19 protein-coding genes are annotated in these 19,540 nt (G+C 31.6%); 8 read left to right on the top strand and 11 right to left on the bottom strand.

Features of this window, described 5'->3' with window-relative positions:
* Positions 1-100: 100 nt before the first annotated feature.
* The 5 genes from ACJQQZ_RS10320 (at position 101) to ACJQQZ_RS10340 (ending at position 5,452) form a co-directional block, all read left to right on the top strand.
* Entirely contained in the window at positions 101-1,585 is a 1,485-nt protein-coding gene (locus ACJQQZ_RS10320; RefSeq protein ID WP_145506523.1) for a DUF6583 family protein, read from the top strand.
* Positions 1,586-1,739: 154 nt separating this feature from the next.
* Positions 1,740-2,906: an ABC transporter permease gene (locus tag ACJQQZ_RS10325; protein WP_145506526.1), complete on the top strand. Its 1,167-nt coding sequence runs from the start codon at positions 1,740-1,742 to the stop codon at positions 2,904-2,906.
* Complete coding sequence (locus ACJQQZ_RS10330) at positions 2,903-3,823, top strand: ABC transporter permease (protein ID WP_145506529.1); 921 nt, start codon at positions 2,903-2,905, stop codon at positions 3,821-3,823. Before ACJQQZ_RS10325 ends, ACJQQZ_RS10330 begins: the two co-directional genes overlap by 4 nt.
* A gap of 15 nt (positions 3,824-3,838) precedes the next feature.
* Positions 3,839-4,513: an ABC transporter ATP-binding protein gene (locus ACJQQZ_RS10335; RefSeq protein ID WP_145506533.1), complete on the top strand. Its 675-nt coding sequence runs from the start codon at positions 3,839-3,841 to the stop codon at positions 4,511-4,513.
* Between the two features lie 24 nt (positions 4,514-4,537).
* Positions 4,538-5,452: a hypothetical protein gene (locus ACJQQZ_RS10340; RefSeq protein ID WP_075778321.1), complete on the top strand. Its 915-nt coding sequence runs from the start codon at positions 4,538-4,540 to the stop codon at positions 5,450-5,452.
* Between the two features lie 179 nt (positions 5,453-5,631).
* Here the strand turns inward: ACJQQZ_RS10340 and isaB are convergent, their stop codons facing one another.
* The gene (isaB, locus tag ACJQQZ_RS10345; protein ID WP_145506536.1) at positions 5,632-6,174 is read right to left on the bottom strand and encodes an immunodominant staphylococcal antigen IsaB family protein; all 543 of its coding nucleotides are present in this window, start codon (positions 6,172-6,174) and stop codon (positions 5,632-5,634) included.
* Positions 6,175-6,283: 109 nt separating this feature from the next.
* Positions 6,284-7,678, bottom strand: coding sequence for a YfcC family protein (locus ACJQQZ_RS10350; RefSeq protein WP_145506539.1), 1,395 nt, complete (start codon positions 7,676-7,678; stop codon positions 6,284-6,286).
* A 267-nt stretch (positions 7,679-7,945) separates the two neighbouring features.
* On the opposite strand from ACJQQZ_RS10350, the gene ACJQQZ_RS10355 reads away from it, so the two are divergent.
* The gene (locus tag ACJQQZ_RS10355; protein WP_145506542.1) at positions 7,946-8,812 is read left to right on the top strand and encodes a hypothetical protein; all 867 of its coding nucleotides are present in this window, start codon (positions 7,946-7,948) and stop codon (positions 8,810-8,812) included.
* A gap of 321 nt (positions 8,813-9,133) precedes the next feature.
* Here the strand turns inward: ACJQQZ_RS10355 and pflA are convergent, their stop codons facing one another.
* Together pflA and pflB are read right to left on the bottom strand one after the other, a co-directional pair.
* Entirely contained in the window at positions 9,134-9,889 is a 756-nt protein-coding gene (gene pflA, locus ACJQQZ_RS10360) for a pyruvate formate-lyase-activating protein (protein ID WP_002466792.1), read from the bottom strand.
* Positions 9,890-9,908: 19 nt separating this feature from the next.
* Entirely contained in the window at positions 9,909-12,155 is a 2,247-nt protein-coding gene (pflB, locus tag ACJQQZ_RS10365; protein ID WP_145506544.1) for a formate C-acetyltransferase, read from the bottom strand.
* A 338-nt stretch (positions 12,156-12,493) separates the two neighbouring features.
* Between pflB and ACJQQZ_RS10370 the strand changes: the two genes are divergently transcribed.
* Positions 12,494-13,162 (top strand): M15 family metallopeptidase, encoded by a 669-nt coding sequence (locus tag ACJQQZ_RS10370; protein ID WP_408023133.1) that lies wholly within the window; start codon positions 12,494-12,496, stop codon positions 13,160-13,162.
* Positions 13,163-13,218: 56 nt separating this feature from the next.
* On the opposite strand, the gene ACJQQZ_RS10375 is transcribed toward ACJQQZ_RS10370, so the two are convergent.
* Positions 13,219-13,857, bottom strand: coding sequence for an NAD(P)-dependent oxidoreductase (locus ACJQQZ_RS10375; RefSeq protein ID WP_145506550.1), 639 nt, complete (start codon positions 13,855-13,857; stop codon positions 13,219-13,221).
* Between the two features lie 175 nt (positions 13,858-14,032).
* Positions 14,033-15,271, bottom strand: coding sequence for a penicillin-binding protein PBP4 (pbp4, locus tag ACJQQZ_RS10380; protein ID WP_408023134.1), 1,239 nt, complete (start codon positions 15,269-15,271; stop codon positions 14,033-14,035).
* Between the two features lie 394 nt (positions 15,272-15,665).
* Here pbp4 and ACJQQZ_RS10385 point away from each other — a divergent pair, with 394 nt between their 5' ends.
* A complete protein-coding gene (locus ACJQQZ_RS10385; RefSeq protein ID WP_145506557.1) occupies positions 15,666-16,022 on the top strand; it encodes a DoxX family protein in 357 nt (118 codons plus the stop codon).
* A gap of 64 nt (positions 16,023-16,086) precedes the next feature.
* Here the strand turns inward: ACJQQZ_RS10385 and ACJQQZ_RS10390 are convergent, their stop codons facing one another.
* The 5 genes from ACJQQZ_RS10390 to ACJQQZ_RS10410 form a co-directional block, all read right to left on the bottom strand.
* Positions 16,087-16,650 carry a PepSY domain-containing protein gene (locus ACJQQZ_RS10390; protein WP_145506560.1) on the bottom strand — a complete coding sequence of 188 codons (564 nt, stop codon included), beginning with the start codon at positions 16,648-16,650 and terminating at the stop codon, positions 16,087-16,089.
* A gap of 125 nt (positions 16,651-16,775) precedes the next feature.
* Positions 16,776-17,642 carry an NAD-dependent epimerase/dehydratase family protein gene (locus ACJQQZ_RS10395; RefSeq protein WP_145506563.1) on the bottom strand — a complete coding sequence of 289 codons (867 nt, stop codon included), beginning with the start codon at positions 17,640-17,642 and terminating at the stop codon, positions 16,776-16,778.
* Positions 17,642-18,199: a sugar transferase gene (locus ACJQQZ_RS10400; RefSeq protein ID WP_145506566.1), complete on the bottom strand. Its 558-nt coding sequence runs from the start codon at positions 18,197-18,199 to the stop codon at positions 17,642-17,644. Before ACJQQZ_RS10400 ends, ACJQQZ_RS10395 begins: the two co-directional genes overlap by 1 nt.
* A gap of 1 nt (position 18,200) precedes the next feature.
* Positions 18,201-19,067 carry an ATP-grasp fold amidoligase family protein gene (locus tag ACJQQZ_RS10405; protein WP_241004991.1) on the bottom strand — a complete coding sequence of 289 codons (867 nt, stop codon included), beginning with the start codon at positions 19,065-19,067 and terminating at the stop codon, positions 18,201-18,203.
* Positions 19,068-19,159: 92 nt separating this feature from the next.
* The gene (locus ACJQQZ_RS10410; protein WP_145506575.1) at positions 19,160-19,369 is read right to left on the bottom strand and encodes a hypothetical protein; all 210 of its coding nucleotides are present in this window, start codon (positions 19,367-19,369) and stop codon (positions 19,160-19,162) included.
* Positions 19,370-19,540: the final 171 nt, after the last annotated feature.

The raw sequence follows: 19,540 nt of genomic DNA on the forward strand, positions 1-19,540 counted from the left end.
AAGTAAAGTGGCTGGATAGATTGTTCGCAATTATTTGGCCACTTTTGTTAAATAAATCAATTCTAATTGGGGATAACAGCAAATTTTGGGAGGATACGATATGTCGAAGAAACTTAAAATCATCTTACCTATCGTGGTCGGATTATTACTTGTACTGGGAATAGCTTGGGGCGTATATGCTTTTATTACTAATACACCCAAGAATACATATTTATTAAGTGAAAAGAAAACAGCTAAGAACTTAAATTCATATGTAAATGATCGTTTCGAAAATGAAATGAAATTCCAAGAAAAATATAACGATAATTCATTCTTATCTAAATTCGAAATTACTGCAGATGCCTCTAAAGATTTTATCGAAGATCTTGGATTACCTAAATCTGTAGTAGATGGTACAAAACTTAAAGGTACCGTTGGTCATGATCCTAAAAGTAAGAAAAGTACTGTCAGTTTGTCACCTACAATCGTTGATGAAGAAATCGGTAAATTCCAAACTAGTGCTGATGATAAAAATCAATATTATCAATCACCGTTCTTCAAAGATACTTATAGTATCAAAAACTCCGAAATCATTGATGGATTAGCTGAATTACAAGATGTTGATGCATCCGAACTTAAAGATAAAGGCTATTCAAATGTTAATTTCAACCTGAATAATCAACTGGGTGTATTGCAAACTCGACAAGATGATGTTGACAAAATAACTAAACGCTATACAGATTTAATCGCGGATAAGCTAGATGAAGATGATTTCAAAAAAGGCGATAAAGAAAAAGTGAAAATTGATGGAGAAACTAAGAAAATCAAACCTGTTACTTTAACTATTAGCAGAGAAAAAGCTAAGAAAATAACTGTCGCTGCATTAAAAAAAGCTAAGAATGACAAAGAACTTTTACGACTTTCAAACATGAATGAAAAAGAGTATAACAAATCAATAAAAGATGCACTCAAAGATGCTCAGGATGCTCAAGATAAAGATTTCCCTAAAATCGAATCTAAAATTTATCAAGAAAAGCATCAAATATTAAAACGAGATATTACAATCACTGATTCTGATGATAAAAAAATCACTATCAAAGGTACTAATAAAATTGATGATGACTTAAAAGTAAATTACAAAGTTAATGCAAAAGATAATACTTTTGAAATTAAAGGTACATCTAAGAAAAAAGATGATACTTACAAAGATAAATACACATTAACAAGCAGTATTGACTATGATCGCTATACACTTGATATCGACAATAAAGAGACCCAAAGTGATTCAAAACGTAAAGATGCTGGTACTGTAACTATAGATGATGGTACAGATAACTATGATATTGACTATGAAAATAATTTAGATACTGATACAAAGAATAATCAACAAAAACAGAAGCTTAATGTAGAGTTTAAAATAGAAAATGAACCTATTAACATCATTTTAAATGCAGATACCAAATTAAAAGAAAAAATTGACTTTGATACAAAAGGTGCTAAAGATTTTAATGATTTATCTGAAAAAGACAAAGAAAAACTAGCCAAAGAAATCAATAAAAGTTATAAAGATAATTTCAAAAAAATAACTAAAAAATTAGAAGATTAAGTAGCTAGAGAATGATATATCAAATGCATTTTCAAACTATTGATTGGCTCATACCCCTATCCATTTCAATATAGGATATCGTAGCCAATACAACCATACGGGGTGGGACATAATTTCCACCCCATTTTTCATATCATTTAATAGGAGTGGGTATATGAAAGCATTAAAATTGTTTCACATCTACCACTCTTTTTTATTGAAGAAGTGGTATTTATTTTTATATTTATTACTGATGATTATGGCTTTAATCACGACACTAACAATTCTACAACAACTTAACCAAGATCAGTCATCTTTCAAGATAGGCATCGTCGACAAGGATCATTCCAAAGAAACTCAACTTATTTTAGGGTCTGTCGGTAAAGGGAGTCACTTAGGTAAAAATGTCTCTCTCAAAAAGCATGACGAACATCAAGCACATCAATTATTACAACAACAGAAATTACAAGGCTATTTTGTCTTTGATAAAGGTATGACTAAGGCTTTTTATAAAAACGGCAGTCTTCCTATTTCAGTTTATACATATGACAAACAGTCCACTAAAAGTGTAGTCATTAACCAACTCACTCATTCTGTGTATGACCGCTTAATGTTGTCAATGGGAGGCATTCTAAGTTTCACTCATCTTGCGGATAAGCCTTCTGACAATGAGACATTAATGACGATGACTGACATGCTATTTACAGGTCTCAATCGTACTGGTGCCTTCGATTATGAACCTATCAATATCTATGACACTGGTAGTTATTATGTGGTGACTGTTTATTTACTTTCAATATATATCCTATGTCTCTCACTCTATACTGTACTTAAAATGAACCAAGAATCTGCATTAAAAGAGCGATTACAAATGTTTCACTTTTCCTATGAGAAACTCACACTTGTCCGTGGGTTTATCGCTTGGTTTTACACGCTACTATGGTCAGCTATAGGGTTTATTTGGATTCATCATGCACTAGATAGTCCCTTTAGAAAATACAATTGGCCTACAGTAACTATTGAATTACTATACTTTGTAACAATGATGATCTTATGCTTAATCATAATCGATTTATTAGCTAAATCATGGTTGAATCTACTATTAAAAGTCGGTTTAAGCATCATAATTATTGGATTTTCTGGTATCACTGTCCCAACCATTTTCTTCCAACATATATTTAATAATATGATAGTCAGTCAACCATTTAGTTTAGTCACTAATCAGATGCTAGAAATTACATTAAATAATTACATTTTAGATACACACCCTGCTTTTTATTCTAGTTTGGTTGTATTGATTGTGATGTTAATACTTGTACTTGTTTGGAGGTATCGCCGATGAAACCTTATATTCAACTTGTGATTAAAAAACAATGGCTAGCTTATTTGATCTTGATATTGACGATTGTCTTAACATTAACTGCCTTATGGTTAGGTCAAAAATCTGCAAACCAAACATTTAAAATTCCAATAGCAGTACAAGATATGAGTCATACCCAATCATCTAAGCAACTCATACATCAAATTAATCAAAGTAAATATGTTGATGTTCGTCAACTATCTGAAGACGACTTTTATATCGATGATTTAGTAAAGAAAAAGGAAGTCATGGCAAGCCTACAAATTCCTAAAGACTTTGATCGCAAACTTAAAGACAACAATTTAAAAGCTGCCTTGCCGTTATATGGACGTGATGATTTCATAGGTAGTATCGCCATTGAAATCATAAGTCGTTCCTTATATGAACAGCAAATTCCAAATATTATATATGAACATTTAAGTGATATAAAACAATCTAAAACAATGTCAGACATTCAAAAGCAATACAACAAAGACACGCCCAAATCACAAATGACTACGCATGCAATCAATCATAATGCCAATCAATCTATCTCTATCGGCATTGTATTTGCCGTTGTGATATGGGTCAGTGTGATTCAAATTCTATTACATCAACGTCTTAAGCAAGATGCACCACTTCATCGACTATTCCTGACTAACAATAGTCAGCACAATCTCTACAGTACCTATATCATCACGCACGTTCTGATTTTATTAGCTGTATTATTACTCATTAGTATAGGCATGCACCAACCTTTGAGTATATGGTTTTACTTGAAATCAATCATTATATTAGTAGTTTACGAGTTCGGTATGGCATTACTTCTATTTAAAGTAAATGTCTTAAGTCATCGTCTATTTATGGCGATTGTGTATGCCATCATATTAAGTGTGGTTTATATATGGATTCAATTATAAAGGAGTGTGATAAATATGATAGACGTTCAAAACGTAGCGAAACATTATAAGAAGAAGCACATTTTCGATTCACTAAATATGTCATTTCAGAACAATCTCATCACGATTCTATTAGGTGAAAATGGTGCAGGTAAGTCTACGTTATTGCGCTTAATTGCTGGTATTGAAAAGGTCGATGCAGGTAGCATTCAATATTTTGGAAAGGCATTAACTAAACGTCAAATCAGACAATTAGTGGGTTATGTACCACAAGACATCGCATTATTTGAACATATGACTGTCGAAGAGAATATTCAATTTTTCAAATCATTATGTGAACATCCAATATCAGAAGAGACGATTCAATGTTATTTAAAACAACTTAATTTTGATGAAACCAAAGCTAAAGTTTCGAAGCTATCTGGTGGTAATAAAAGAAAAATCAATATATTAATCGGACTACTTAGCCAACCTAAGATTTTAATTCTAGACGAACCAACTGTCGGTATCGATCTCGAATCTAGATATGATATCCATCATTTATTAGAACAATTAAAATCTCAATGTTTAATTATTATGACCACACATCATTTAGATGAGGTTGAAGTATTAGCTGATCACATTAAAATTATCGGTCAAAATCCTTTTTATCGTCATGTTCTTGAAGACAAAGGGATGGCTTATGAAAAATATAATAATGCATTAACTTAAAACATAGTTAAAGGAGAATTTATTATGAAAAAATTAATTAGTGTATTTATTTTAGCCTTAGTATTATGTTTAGCAGGTTGTAGCAATAGTAATAATGATAAAGATTCACATAAAAATGATGAGAAAAAATCAGAATCTAAAGCTAAAAGTAAAAGTGAACGTTTTAAAGAATACGATGACAATAGTGAAGCGTATGAAGAAGCTAAGAAAAAGTATAATAAACAAAAACCAATCTCTATGCTTAATAAATTAGATCCAATAATGACAGATAAAACTTTTACTAATCAAAAAGGAATGCAAGGTTGGAAAGATTATAAGAAATTAATGGATAAAGTAAAGCTTGCTGATTATAAATATACTAAAGAATCTAAGGGTTCTTCATTAGACGATGTTGATGCATTTTTCAAAGATAAAAAAGATGTAAAACGTCAAAAAATGGATGCAGGCGAAGATGGTATTAAGCAAGTTAATTATTGGTATGTCACTGGCTCTGGTAAAAAAGTCGGCAACACTAATTACCCAGAATATTATACTGAAATCATGACTAAGTATAAAGACGGTAAACTTATTTATGCTTCTGTTGAACCAGGTCTATATCATGTAAGTTTCAGTGATGCTGTAGAAAATAAAGATTTCACTAAAGTTAAAAATTTAAACCAATTATTAAAACTTAACCAATCAAAACCTGTACCATATAGTGTAGCTCAAATGAATTATGAAGCACTTCCAGTTACTAATGTGTCAATCTTAGTTAAAGGTGAAAAGGAAAAAGACGATTCTAACTATTTAGCTTATTTTAATTTCTCACCTGTTAAGTATGATAAAGATAAAAATCATGAAGTAGTGAGTGTTAATGGCGCTCCGTTTGAAAGTGCACAAGCAGACTTTGGTAACTATGCTTATGTCGCTATGCAAAAAGGCATGAAAGACGCCGAGTAATATAAAAATATCCTCAACTTAAATGGATGAACATCATTGAATATAGAGTGATGATTGATTCACACTTTTCAATACTATTCATACCACAAGTTGAGGATTTTATATTTATGTTTCTTCATTTAGAGTTCTTTTTTTATATAATAATCTACCTTTAGACAAACCGCAGACTTACCCTTACCTTATCCTTCTGCATTCACTTGACCGACTGTTACAGTTGATACATAGCCTTCTTTAACTACAAATTGTAACCTTGTAGCATCACTTTGATAAACATAAATACCATCATCAGGATATTGTGCATCATTACTTGTATGTGGGATATGTTTTAGCTTTGATGAATCATATACGTCCTTCATCTGTTGTAATGACACACTTGGATTTGCTACTGAAAATCTCACACTCGATGCTGAATGGGAATCGATAACTGTGATATCTTGATCAAACACATGCTTGTTATACGTTGATTTTCCATCATCGTTTGATACAACTTGGTAACCATTAAATGAAACAGTTCCTTTATCTAGTGATTTTAGAAATGATTCATCTAGTAAAAATTGTGCGTGATTACCGACATTTCCCGATTGTTTAAACTGAGTATCACGAGTATCAGTATTTACAGATGACATATTTGTTTGATTAGTTTGCGCATGTGCTGAACCATTCATCGGTATCACAGTTAACGTACAAATTAACACGAGACCTGACCATCGAATTAACTTCATTTTCAATCTCCTTTACATTAAATATATTGATACATTTAATGTAACAATAACTTGATAATCGGAGACCTATCTTCCCCAGTTGATGGTTAGCAATGCCTATACGTCTAATCTAGTAACCTATCATCAAGGCGATAGACATTGCTGTAGCACAGATAATGATCCATACAACAATGAGTTTCCATGCAAATTTTAGCCATTGTGTATATGAAATGCGCGCAACTGCTAAAGCACCCATCAGTGTTGCTGATGTCGGGAATAATATATTACTAATGGCGTCTCCATATTGGAAGGCTAGCACTGTAATTTGTCGATTGATGTGTAGTAAATCTGAAATAGGTATCATGAGTGGCATTGTTGTTAAAGCTTGTCCTGAGCCTGACGGAATAAAGAAATTCAATATAAATTGTAAAACAAACATCACCATGATGACTAATGAAGCAGGTACGTCAGATAATAGTGTTGTCATACCATGTACAATCGTATCGATGATTTTACCATTTTCTAATAACACGACAATCCCTTTAGCAATACCCACGACTAAAGCACCATAGAGAATATCTTGCATCCCTTTAACTAGTGCATCAAATGTTCCGTTAAATCCAAGTCCAGCGACTAATCCAGCTACGATACCAGCCAATAGAAAGTTGGCACTCATTTGTGTAAACGTCCAATCATACTTAAAAATACCAAATACATTAAATAAAATCGCACCAAGAATCAATGCTAGACTGAAAGCTTGCCTCTTACTAAAATGTTGATATTCAATTTCTGTATTAAGTTGTCCTTCTTCTTTTTCCAACTCATAAACAATACTCTTCGACTTATTCTTTTTAACTTTATGACCGTAAAGCATGACTGTAGTAATAGCTGCAGTGAGTATAAAGACGTATATAATCGTACGTAATCCCCAACCAGAGAACAATGGTAACTCAGCTACTTTTTGCGCAACACCAACAGTAAACGGATTAAGCATACCACCCATAAATCCGCTTCCGGCTCCTAATATGACTACCGCTGCACCTGTTAATGCATCATAACCAAGTGTACGAGCAATCAACACTCCTATAGGTACAAAAATAATCGTCTCCTCTGATAAACCGATAGAAAACCCTAAAATTGAAAAGGCCGTCATCGTCAGTGGAATCATTAAAAAATTGGCTTTGCCTAATGTACGCATTGCTTTGTTCACACCATTTTCAAATGCACCTGTTTGGTGAACTATCCCAAATGCGCCGCCTACTAAAAATACGTAAAATACAATTTCTCCGCCACTTACCAAACCTTCTGGCACTGCTCTAAAAATATCTAAAAATGATAAATGCTGATTCGCAACTTCATGATAAGAACCAGAAACAACTACTGTTTGACCACTTTTCTTTTCTCGAGCATATTCCCCCGCTGGTATCACATAAGTCATTATCCAAGCAAATATAATAACCATTAATAATAAAGCATACGTATGAGGTGTTTTAAATTTGAACTTCTTCGATTTTTCTTTTTTCATATAATTAATCCCCTTTTTAAATCATTGAAGTTAATATTTTTATACCGATACCCTATTCTCAGAAAATTAACAATAATTTATTGATTACGTCTAAAATATTTAATTACACGCTTCACAAATCAATAATTTATGTCATGCATACTATAGTCCAAATAATACACCTCATTTTGCGTATTACTTTCGTATCCATATAAATACATATCGAAAAATATAAAATAATTATTTAAATTTATATTAGTAAAAACACTTTAGAAAGGAGTCATAATGATGAAACTTATTTTCATTTTATGTTTATCAGTATTTCTAGTTTTAGCTGGTTGTAATTCAGACGATAAAGTATCTACTAAATCTCAGAAAACTAAAACTGATATAGACTCAAAAAAACAGGAAATTCATAAAGACCAAGGAAATAGTAAAAAAGACACAAATAAATCGGCGATTCATTTATCAGATAAACAAAGATTGGCATTAGCTTTTTATGCTGACGAAGCAGGTCAATATACATTAACAAAAAATGAAATCCTAACAGGTATATATGAATATAAAAAAGGAACAGAAACTGAAAAAGCACAAACAGAAGATATACTGTTAGAAAAAATGCCTCCGATAAATAATGCACCAACTGGAATGCATTTTTATTATGTGTATCCTCCTAAAGGTCAATTTGCTTCAATTATAGGTATGAATAAGAATAAAATTTTTATGTGTGGTACTCAAGGTGCTGTAACTGATTATCAACTTTTATTGAAGTCAGGGATAGAATTAGATATTAATAATCTATATCAAAAAAATAAATATAATAAATCTTTACCTGAAATGGAAAAGAAAATAAAAATTGTTAATAGAGATGAAAGCATTAAATTATTTGACCCCGATAAAAATAATATCGGTATGATGGCTCATATGAGAAGTCAACTATATAGAATGATTCGTGAATTTGGTGGAGAATTAAATAACAATGCATATCTTTGGGATAACATTAGATTAGACAAAGATGGTAATTGGACTGTTAATTATCGTAATCATGATGGTGAAATTTTGGGAACATACAAATTTGTAAACGATAAACTTATTAAATTAGATCAAAATGGTAATAAGATAAAAGAAAAGAAAATTACTATTAGAGAAGAATAATACACCAAATATAGGGATTTAGTAGATACATATAACTACTAAATCCTTCTTTTAATTACTAATTTCTTATTTCACGATCTATATTTCTTCATTTTCTTCACGATAATCTACTAATAATCTTGGAAGATTAATATCAACATTATTAATTAATACATCAATCTTATTATCTTTATTCATAATCGTTTCCACAGACATTTTTACTTTTGAGTACTGACCTACATAGGTTGTCTAATAGAACTTATTATTATAAAAAACACATCAATTCCAATAAGGAACTGATGTGTTTGTGAAGGGTGTTTAGTGTTATGGGTTTATTTCTTTTTATAATGTAACTGGGATCTTCCCTTTAAAATTGACGTAACGGTATGCTTTTTTGACCGCTTCATCGTCGGGTGGTTCAACATTTTCTAATTGATATGGGATGCCTAAATTTTTCCACTTATGCACGCCGAGTTGATGATAGGGTAAGATTTCAAATTTTTCTACGTTATCTAGAGAATTAATAAATTCTCCAAGTTGGATGAGGTCTTCTTTATCATCTGAGATACCTGGCACTAGGACGTGACGAATCCATACAGGTTGTTTCATATCTGACAATTTACGGGCAAATTTGAGTATATGTGTATTGGGTTTGCCTGTTAATTTAATATGTTTCTCATTATTAATATGTTTGATGTCTAATAATATAAGATCCGTATGTTTCTGTAGTTCATCAAAGTGTCGATTAAACGCTGGTGTATCATTGACGCATCCTGCAGAGGTATCAAGACACGTATGCACACCATTTGCTTGTAGTTCTTTGAATAACGCTTCTAGAAATGGCATTTGTAGTAATGGCTCGCCACCACTTACGGTCACGCCGCCACCAGATGCATCAAAGTAAGGTTGATACGGTAATATTTCATTAACCATTTCATCTACAGTAACTTCTCTTGATGGTTCATTGATTTTCCAAGTGTCTGGATTATGACAATATAAACATCTTAATAAGCAACCTTGTGTAAATAATATATATCTAATACCTGGTCCATCGACTGTGCCCATACTTTCGACGGAGTGTAAGTGTCCTTTAAGCATTTTGCTCCCACCTTATTTTCTACATTTGTTCGTGGAATGTACGTGAAATGACATCCAATTGTTGTTCGCGTGTTAATTTAATGAAGTTAACTGCATAACCAGATACACGGATTGTTAATTGTGGATACTCTTCTGGATGTTCCATTGCATCTAATAATGTTTCTCTGTTAAATACATTGATATTTAAGTGATGACCATGTTGCATTGCATAGCCGTCTAACATACTTGTTAAGTTTTTATTCTGAGCTTCTTCTTCTTTACCTAATGATTTTGGTACGATACTAAATGTATTTGAGATACCGTCTTTACAGCAATCATAAGGAATTTTAGCAACAGAACTTAATGAAGATAATGCACCTTTTTGGTCTCGACCATGCATTGGGTTTGCACCTGGTGCAAATGGTTCGCCTGCTTTACGACCGTCTGGTGTGTTACCTGTTTTCTTACCGTAAACAACGTTAGATGTTATTGTTAATACACTCATTGTATGTTCTGAGTCACGGTATGTTTTATGGCTACGTAATTTTGTCATGAAGCGTTCAACTAAGTCGACTGCGATATCATCCACACGGCTATCATTATTACCATATTTAGGGAAGTCGCCTTCGATTTCAAAGTCTGTAACTAGACCTTCTTCATTACGGATAGGTTTTACTTGTGCATATTTGATTGCTGATAAAGAGTCAGCTGCTACTGATAATCCAGCAATACCTGTTGCCATCGTACGAATAATATTTGTATCATGTAACGCCATTTCAATACGTTCATAACTATATTTATCGTGCATGTAATGAATGATATTTAATGAATTAATGTATACACCTGCAAGCCAGTCCATCATTTTTTCAAATTTCTCAAATACTTCATCATAATCTAATACGTCTGAATGGATACCTTCATAACTTGGACCTACTTGTTTGCCAGATTTTTCATCTTTACCACCATTGATAGCATATAATAATGTTTTAGCTAAGTTAGCACGAGCACCGAAGAATTGCATTTGCTTACCGATTTTCATTGCTGATACACAACATGCGATACCATAGTCATCGCCATAGCTTTCACGCATTAAATCGTCGTTTTCATATTGAATTGAGCTTGTTTTAATACTCATTTTTGCACAATAGATTTTAAAGTTTTCAGGCAATCTTACTGACCAAAGTACAGTTAAGTTTGGCTCAGGTGCAGGACCTAGGTTATCTAATGAATGTAAGAAACGGAATGAGTTTTTCGTAACTAATGGTCTACCATCAATACCTACACCACCGATAGATTCAGTTACCCAAGTTGGATCACCAGAGAATAATTCGTTATAGTCTGGTGTACGTGCAAATTTAACGATACGTAATTTCATAGTGAAGTGGTCAATAATTTCTTGTACTTCACTTTCTGTAATGTCACCGTTTTTCAAATCACGTTCAGCATAAATATCTAAGAATGTTGATGTACGTCCTAAACTCATAGCAGCACCATTTTGTTCTTTGATTGCTGCAAGATATGCTAGGTATAACCATTGCACCGCTTCTTTAAAGTTCGTAGCTGGTCGGCTTAAATCAAATCCGTACATTTGTCCTAGTTCTTTTAATTCATTTAAGGCACGATATTGTTCGGATAATTCTTCTCTTAATCTAATCACATCTTCTGACATTTCAGTAGACATTGTATTAAAGTCTTTAAGTTTTTCTTCCATTAAGAAGTCAATACCATATAATGCCACACGACGATAGTCACCGATGATACGTCCACGGCCATATGCATCTGGTAATCCTGTAATTATTCCAGCTTTTCGACAATTTAACATTTCTCTGGAATATGCATCGAATACTCCTTGGTTATGCGTTTTACGATAGTCTGTAAAGATTTTTTCTGTTTCTGGATCTAATTCATAACCGTATGCTTCACATGCTGCTTTAGCCATACGAATACCACCGAACGGTTGCATTGAACGTTTAAATGGTTTCTCTGTTTGCACACCGACAACTGTTTCTAAATCTTTGTCTAAATATCCAGCGTCATGTGATGTGATTGTGGATGCTACTTTCGTATCCATATCCCACATGCCACCGCGTTCACGTTCTTCTTTAGATAATTGCATCACTTGGTCCCATAATTTTGATGTTGCTTCAGTTGGACCTTCTAAAAAGGCATCGTCACCTTCATATAATGAATAATTTAGTTGAATAAATTCTCTCACGTCTACATGTCTATTCCAACGACCATTTTTAAAACCTTGCCAAGCACTAGTATGATGATTTGTTTCTAACATACTGTTCGCCTCCATTTCGTTTTGTTAACGTTTTCACATGTAGTGTAGCATGTTTATTGTGATTATTTTCACATTATTTATGACTAATTTTCAACTAAAATATGGCTGATTAGCGAACCTGTATCTTAAATTAATACAGAATTACATTTTTATTCACTGTTACATAACAGATTTATAAATATCATAAATTCAAAATTAAAATACTTACATAAAAATCAAATGAATTCATTTCTTATATACCATTATTATACTAATAAAATATGTTAAACTTATTTCGTGTACAATTAGTTGGTTATTTGGTAAATCACGTTAACAATATAAAAGGAGTTTTGTGTGATATGAAAAAGTTGTGGACTGTGCTATTGATGGGATTACTAGTACTATCAGCATGTTCAAATCATCATTCTGAAGGAAAAAATGAAGCGAGCAAACAAGATGGTAATAAGCAGAATCAATCTCACAAGAAAGTTAAAAAAGATGGTAAAACTTATATTGACGGTATCTTAATGGTGAATAAGCAAATTAAATTACCAAAAGACTATAATCCTGGGGAAAATCCTAAAGCAGTGAAAGCATTAAATAAAATGATTGCTGACGCGAAAAAAGATCATATCAATTTATACAAAATTAGTGGCTTCAGAAGCTATCAAACTCAAATTCAATTATTCAATAATTATAAAGCTAGAGACGGTGAAAAAGCAGCTAATAAATATAGCTCTAAACCAGGTCATTCAGAACATCAAACTGGTTTATCATTCGATGTGGGTGCACAAAGGTCTGATAAAAACCTATACCGCAGTTTTGGTAAAACCAAAGAAGGTCAATGGATTAAACGCCATGCAGATGAATATGGCTTTATTATTAGATACGGTAAAGGCAAAGAAAATGAAACTGGCTATCAATATGAGCCATGGCATTTACGCTATTTAGGTAAAGAGAAAGCCAAAGAAGTCAAAGATTCAGGCCAAAGTTTAGAATCTTATTTAGGTTTATATCCTAAAAAATAATAAAAATACGGCTGAGATATTCATGAGGAATGAGTATCTCAGCCTTTTTAATTCTATTATTTTGCTTCTCCCACAACAGTAAAGCGTTCATTGATGTGTTGAGGATTTTCAATTTCGTCTACTAATGCAACGGCATAATCCACATAACTGATATAGCTATTTCCTTCAGAATTAACAATTAATTGATCTTTACCAGATTGGTAATGACCTGTTCTAACACCCTCTGGATCAAATTCTGCAGCAGGGCTAAGGAATGTCCATGTTATACCTTCTGAGTTGCGTAATTCTTTAAGGTTTTGTCCCTGACCACTTGCTGAAGGTTTAACAATATCAGGAAATTCTGGTGTGTCGATTAATTGAACTGTATGTGCATCATCTATATATAGACTTCCGGCACCACCAACAATAATTGCTCTTGTATCTGTTCCTTTTAAAATATCAATTAAATGACGGCCTGCATTGATATGTCCTTCTGAATCTCCTAATGGTGCACCAAACGCATTAACAACAACTTCAAATGATGCTATGTCTTTAGTTGTTAAATCATGAATGTCTTTCTCGATAACTTCTACTTCCGTATTTGTTATTTTTGATGCATTTCTCACGATGGCAGTTACTTGATGCCCTCTATCTAAAGCTTCTTTTAACACAAGTTGTCCTACTTTACCTGAAGCGCCAATAATTCCTATTTTCATTGTTAAACTCCTCCATTTATCTCTTTTAAGATTAATTACATTTTGAAATATGTTCGCTATGTTTGCAAACGTAACAGTTGCAGTTACACTTTTATCTTTTATCAATATGCTTAATTTTTAATTAAAAAAAGCTAGCACTTTACACTTAGCGCTAGCTTTATACGTCATCATTTGATTAAAACTTTTTGTAATACATTTTGATACCTATGATGGTCAACATACCTAGTAATACCAGTCCGGCAATTGCCATACATACGTATAGAAAAATCATGCCCCAATGTGTCGTAGGTTTGACTTCCACAGTAGGCGCTTTATGTCCTTTCATAAATTGACGATTGTAATCTACATATAATTGATTATCGTCAGACACTTTTAATTGATATTTACTTTTATCTTTAGGTACTAAATCATATAAATCTTTTTTCACTTCGTATTTTTTACCATCTATTTCATGCTCACCTTTTGAAATGACTTTACGGTAGTCGTATTGCTTAAATGCATGTTCAGTTAAAGCATTCGCAAGTTTTTGGCGGGCATGCTTCGCTTGTTCATCAGGGTACGGCTTAACATTAAATATACCTGTTACGATTCTTAAATGATTTCGTTTAGCAGTTAATTCTAAATTGTATCCATTGTCACTTGTGCCTGTTTTTAAACCATCAACATCTTTCATACCATCTGCTTCATTAGGTAATGATGTATTGGTATTATGTAATTCTTGATTTGACTGTTTATCTTTAGATAGTTTTGTAATTTTTAAAACATCTGGATGTGCATTCAATATATGATTACTTAATAATGACATATCACGTGCAGTTGTATGTGAAATTGTATCATCTTTATAACTTTTTGGCTCATATGGTTTTAATATTTTATTATTAGCACCACTTGGATTCGTAAACTTTGTATCCTTCATGCCTAAGTCTTTAGCTTTTTGATTCATTCTATCTGTGAATTTCGAAGAACTACCATCAATATGTTCTGCCAATACTAATGTCGCAGCGTTACTTGATTCTAATGCAGCTTGCTTCAATAATTGATTGATTGTAACGGTTGTTCCTTCTTTAAGTGGAAATGTAGTTAAATTAGGTAATTCTGACATTTTTTCATATCGTGATGTTATTTTCACTTTATCATTCATTTTAATTTTGCCTGATTTAATATCATCATAAACCAAATTCATCGTCATCAATTTAGTAGTAGATGCTGGATCTACTTGAGTATTTCCATGATAATCATAAAGTATTTGACCATCTTTAGTTGTTACGATCATCCCTTTTGGATTGTATTGCTTATCAATATCTTGATGTTCTTGTTTAGCAACATCGACTGGAGACTGTTCAGCAAAAACAGTTGGCGATATTAAGACTAAACACATCATAATCATCATTAAACTAGTAAAAACTTTTTTCAACGATGCTCCCCCTTTAGTTTGCTTTACGCAATCATTCTTAAAACTAGATGTAAGTTGCATTAATATACATTACTGAAGTCATTAACGTTTTTCGCACAAAACACTTTTAAATCCTCAAATTAAATTAATTATATGTATATTGCATACGCATAAGTATTATAACGCAAACTTATATCCAATTTAAAATCAAAATCAAATTTATTCGTTTTTATTAATTTAATCATTTGAACCGGACATCATGTGTCCTCTTAAAAGCTTTATTACTACTTCTATATGCAATGCCTTTGAATTTATTTCAAAAAATCAAATACGTGGTTGCATTGAAAATAATCTTATTGTAGTATACTAACCATATCTAGTATATAAAATATATTTAAAGGGAGGGTAAGTATTTATGCGCTTAGGATTACTATTAATTAGACTGATGTTAGGTATTACATTTACAATACATGGATCACAAAAGGTATTTAGCGGATTTAAAGAGCCTATGGAAATGATGTCTGGGTTAGGATTCCCTGCATTTTTAGGAATTATATTAGGATTATTTGAATTTATCGGTGGTATTTTAATGATTATCGGATTATTTTCAAATTACGTTGCTGCTGGATTTATCGTCATTATGTTAGGCGCCCTATTTACAGTACACTTATCACAAGGTTACATGGCTTCTGAACTCGTCATCTTGTTACTAATTATGAGCATTGCGGTTATGGTTTCTTATAACTGGAAGAAATTATTGGAAATATATTAAAAAAATTGAAGCCTGAGACATTTTACTTATGTCCCAGGCTTGATCTTCATATAGAGGATTTATTTTAATCGTCTTTTTGATTGTCTAATACTTTTCCAGTTTTAGCATCGACAGTCACTTCATGCTTTTCTTTACCTTTTTGTAGATCAAAGTTATAAACTAACTTGCCATCATCTTTTGATAATGACCACTCTTTCACATCTCCATCAAAGTCTTTTTGCGCTGATTTAATAGCATCTTTATAATTCTTCACATCACTGTATTTAAATGCGTCATTCGACTGATTAGATTCACCTTTTTCAGTTTCTTTGTGAATCACTTTTTTATCTTTATCATTGATGATAACTTCAGACTCTTTATTATTTTTCGTATCTTGTTGTTCAACTTTATAGACCCAGTCACCATTTGATTTCTCATAAGAAATATCTTTTAAATCTTGGTTTTTATATGTTTGTTGTGCCTTTTTAATTGCATCTTCAGGCTTTGTCTCAATATCTTTAACCGCTACAGTGGCGTCTTTCGTACCTTCATCTTTCTTATTTGAAGCAGAATCACTGCCACCGTTACCGCACGCACCTAATAAAATGGCTGCTGATGATAATAAAGCTATTGTTTTAGTATGTTTCATTACTAATCTCTCCTTTATATTAGATAATTTTTCATTCCCGCTCCCAATATAAAGAAACTAATAGTAAACAAATGTAAATAATCTGTAAAAAATCAAATGCGTGTTGTCAAATTCCTATTTATACATTATTTGTTTACAGTTTCATGAATTGTTTGTTTAAAGGACTTAGTATGTGTTGCTACTAATTCATCATCTATATCCATTGTATATGTCAAATTACCATATATTTTATTCATAGCTCTATTTTGGGATAAATATTTTAATATTAATCTTGGTATTGGTATTTCAATGATATTTATTTTCTTTCCAAGTTCTTCTCTGATAAATGACAAAGCTTGATTAGTTGCCATATATGATTCGTTTTGTGGATGAGTAATTGTATTAAAGCGAATGTTCATTAAATGTTGTATATGTTGACACAATGTATCTATATACAACACACTCCTTTCGTTATTTATTTTAGGAAAGACTGGTAGTAGCGAAGCAACTTTAATCAATTTCATAAAATTTCCTGGTGCATTTTTTCCATATACCATTGGAGGCCTAACAATGTTTACAATAAAGTTCTCATCATCATACGATTTTATTTTTTCCTCAGCTAACCATTTTGATTTTCCATACATAGTTTTCGGTTTACATGGTGTATCTCTAGATATTTCTACAGATTGATTTAAACTACCTTCTTCTCCATAAACGCTCATAGTACTAAAGAATATAAATTGCTTTACACCTTGTTCTTTAGCTTTATTCACTAACTCTATAGACATATGATAATTAACATTCATATAATCTAACATAGATGCATTTGGCATATTATTATGGACAAGTGCAGCTAAATGTATGACCACTTCTATTTCAGTAAAATCCTTTTTCTTCCAATTAATTGATTTCATATTTAAACGCTCTACTTGATAGCCACAACTAGAAAGGTATCTCTCTAAATGATTACCAATATAACTTTTCTCACCTGTAATTAAAACTTTTTTTCTCATTAATGACTAATCCCTTCAGAAGAAATAGTATTTTGTATTGTTTTATAGATAATATACATATCTAATTTAAAAGATTGATTATCTAGATAAAACTTATCATATCTTACCTTTTCATCGTCTGAAATATCATCACGTCCCATTACTTGTGCTAACCCTGTCAAACCAGGTTTTATAGTATGGATTTTTTCCTTAGTTCTTTTTTCTATCAATTCATATTGATTATATAGAGCTGGACGAGGACCAACTACTGACATATCCCCATTAATAATATTAAAAAGTTGGGGTAATTCATCTAATGAAGTTTTACGTATAAATTTGCCTGTTTTAGTAATATAATCTGTAGGATCTAATAAATCTGTCGCTACATTCGGTGTATCTATTCTCATTGATCTAAATTTATAAATATTAAATAGTTTATTATATAATCCCGGACGCTTTTGTTTAAAAATTACATCCCCTTCAGTCTCTAATTTAATTGCAATCGAAACAATGATTAATATAGGTGAAAGTACTGTAATTGCAAATAACGAACTAAAAATATCAAAAAATCGTTTCATTTTAATCCCTCTTTTTAATAAATTGATTAGGAATATTATTAAGATTTATTTTCTTACCATATTCATAATCTTTAGATAACGGATAGAAGACTAATTCTCCTCCATTAGGATGGAAGGTCATTTCTCCGAATAAAAATTTGGATTGACTTACTAGAAAATCCACTCTTACAAATGGAAATGGCGAAGCCAAATCTTCTGAAATATCTATCATTTCTTTTATAAAAGGACTAAATTCAAAGTTTGTATCATCAAAAGTTTTTCGCTTTACATCAACATTCAGTGGCTTTAAGTCTAAATCATATAAATTAAATTGACTTTCCAAAGATTGATTCCCAGTTTCATCAATAATATCTTTAATTACAGCAAAGAATTCAACCTTCCCATTAAATACAAAGAATTTATAATCTAGATATTCTGACATATCTAAGTAATGTTCTACTAACAGTTTAGGTTTAATATTTTTATAGTTCCATTCCCGTGAGAACTTATAATAATTTTGTTTTAGTGATTTGTTAAAGTTATGTTTTGCTTTATCTAAATCTGTTGAACTTCTAGTAATTACTTGGTTCATGCCTGAAGAATGATTAGTTTTTACAAACACTTTACTGGGCATTCTAGAAAACTGTATATCTTCAAACTTTTCATATACACCTATCAGTGGTGGTAATATATATTCATATCCTTTAGCTATAAGGTTAGTGCGCATTTGATACTTATCTGTATACGACGTTTGAAGTGGGTTCCGATAATTTAATTTCAACCAATTTAATTTTTCAACATACATTTTTGGATTTTCTAAATTTATTTTAATACCCGTATTAAAATATACATTTAGTTTTACAAATTGTTCATCACTTAATATGCGCATTACATTTACCTTAATGTGCCTCAACTTCTTATATAAACTCATTGTTGATTTTCTTAATAATAATTTTCTTATAAATATTTTTAATTTATTTATCATATATCATCAACTTCCCTATTATTTACTTGTTTTGAAGCAGTGTCTAATTTAACAAATATAACTATCTCTACTACAGCTTTCATCACAAATGTTACTAATTGAGCAATAGCAATAGCTAATAACCCTTCATACAATTCTACAAATGAGATTGAAAGTATAACAAAAATGATTAATGTCATAACATCTATAATAGCTTTCCGTTTCAAAGAGTAGTATTTCAAAAGGAAACTGCGAATGACATAATCGATACATTCATGACTACGACCTCCACTTCTGTTACAAACATTGTAAACCATGGAGCGTGCTCAAGGGCAATCCTTTTTTTCATACAAAAAGCCATATCATAGTGAATCATGTTCACTACAATATGGCTCAAT

This window comes from Staphylococcus sp. KUGN1 (assembly GCF_045984185.1).
Classification (GTDB): domain Bacteria; phylum Bacillota; class Bacilli; order Staphylococcales; family Staphylococcaceae; genus Staphylococcus; species Staphylococcus warneri_A.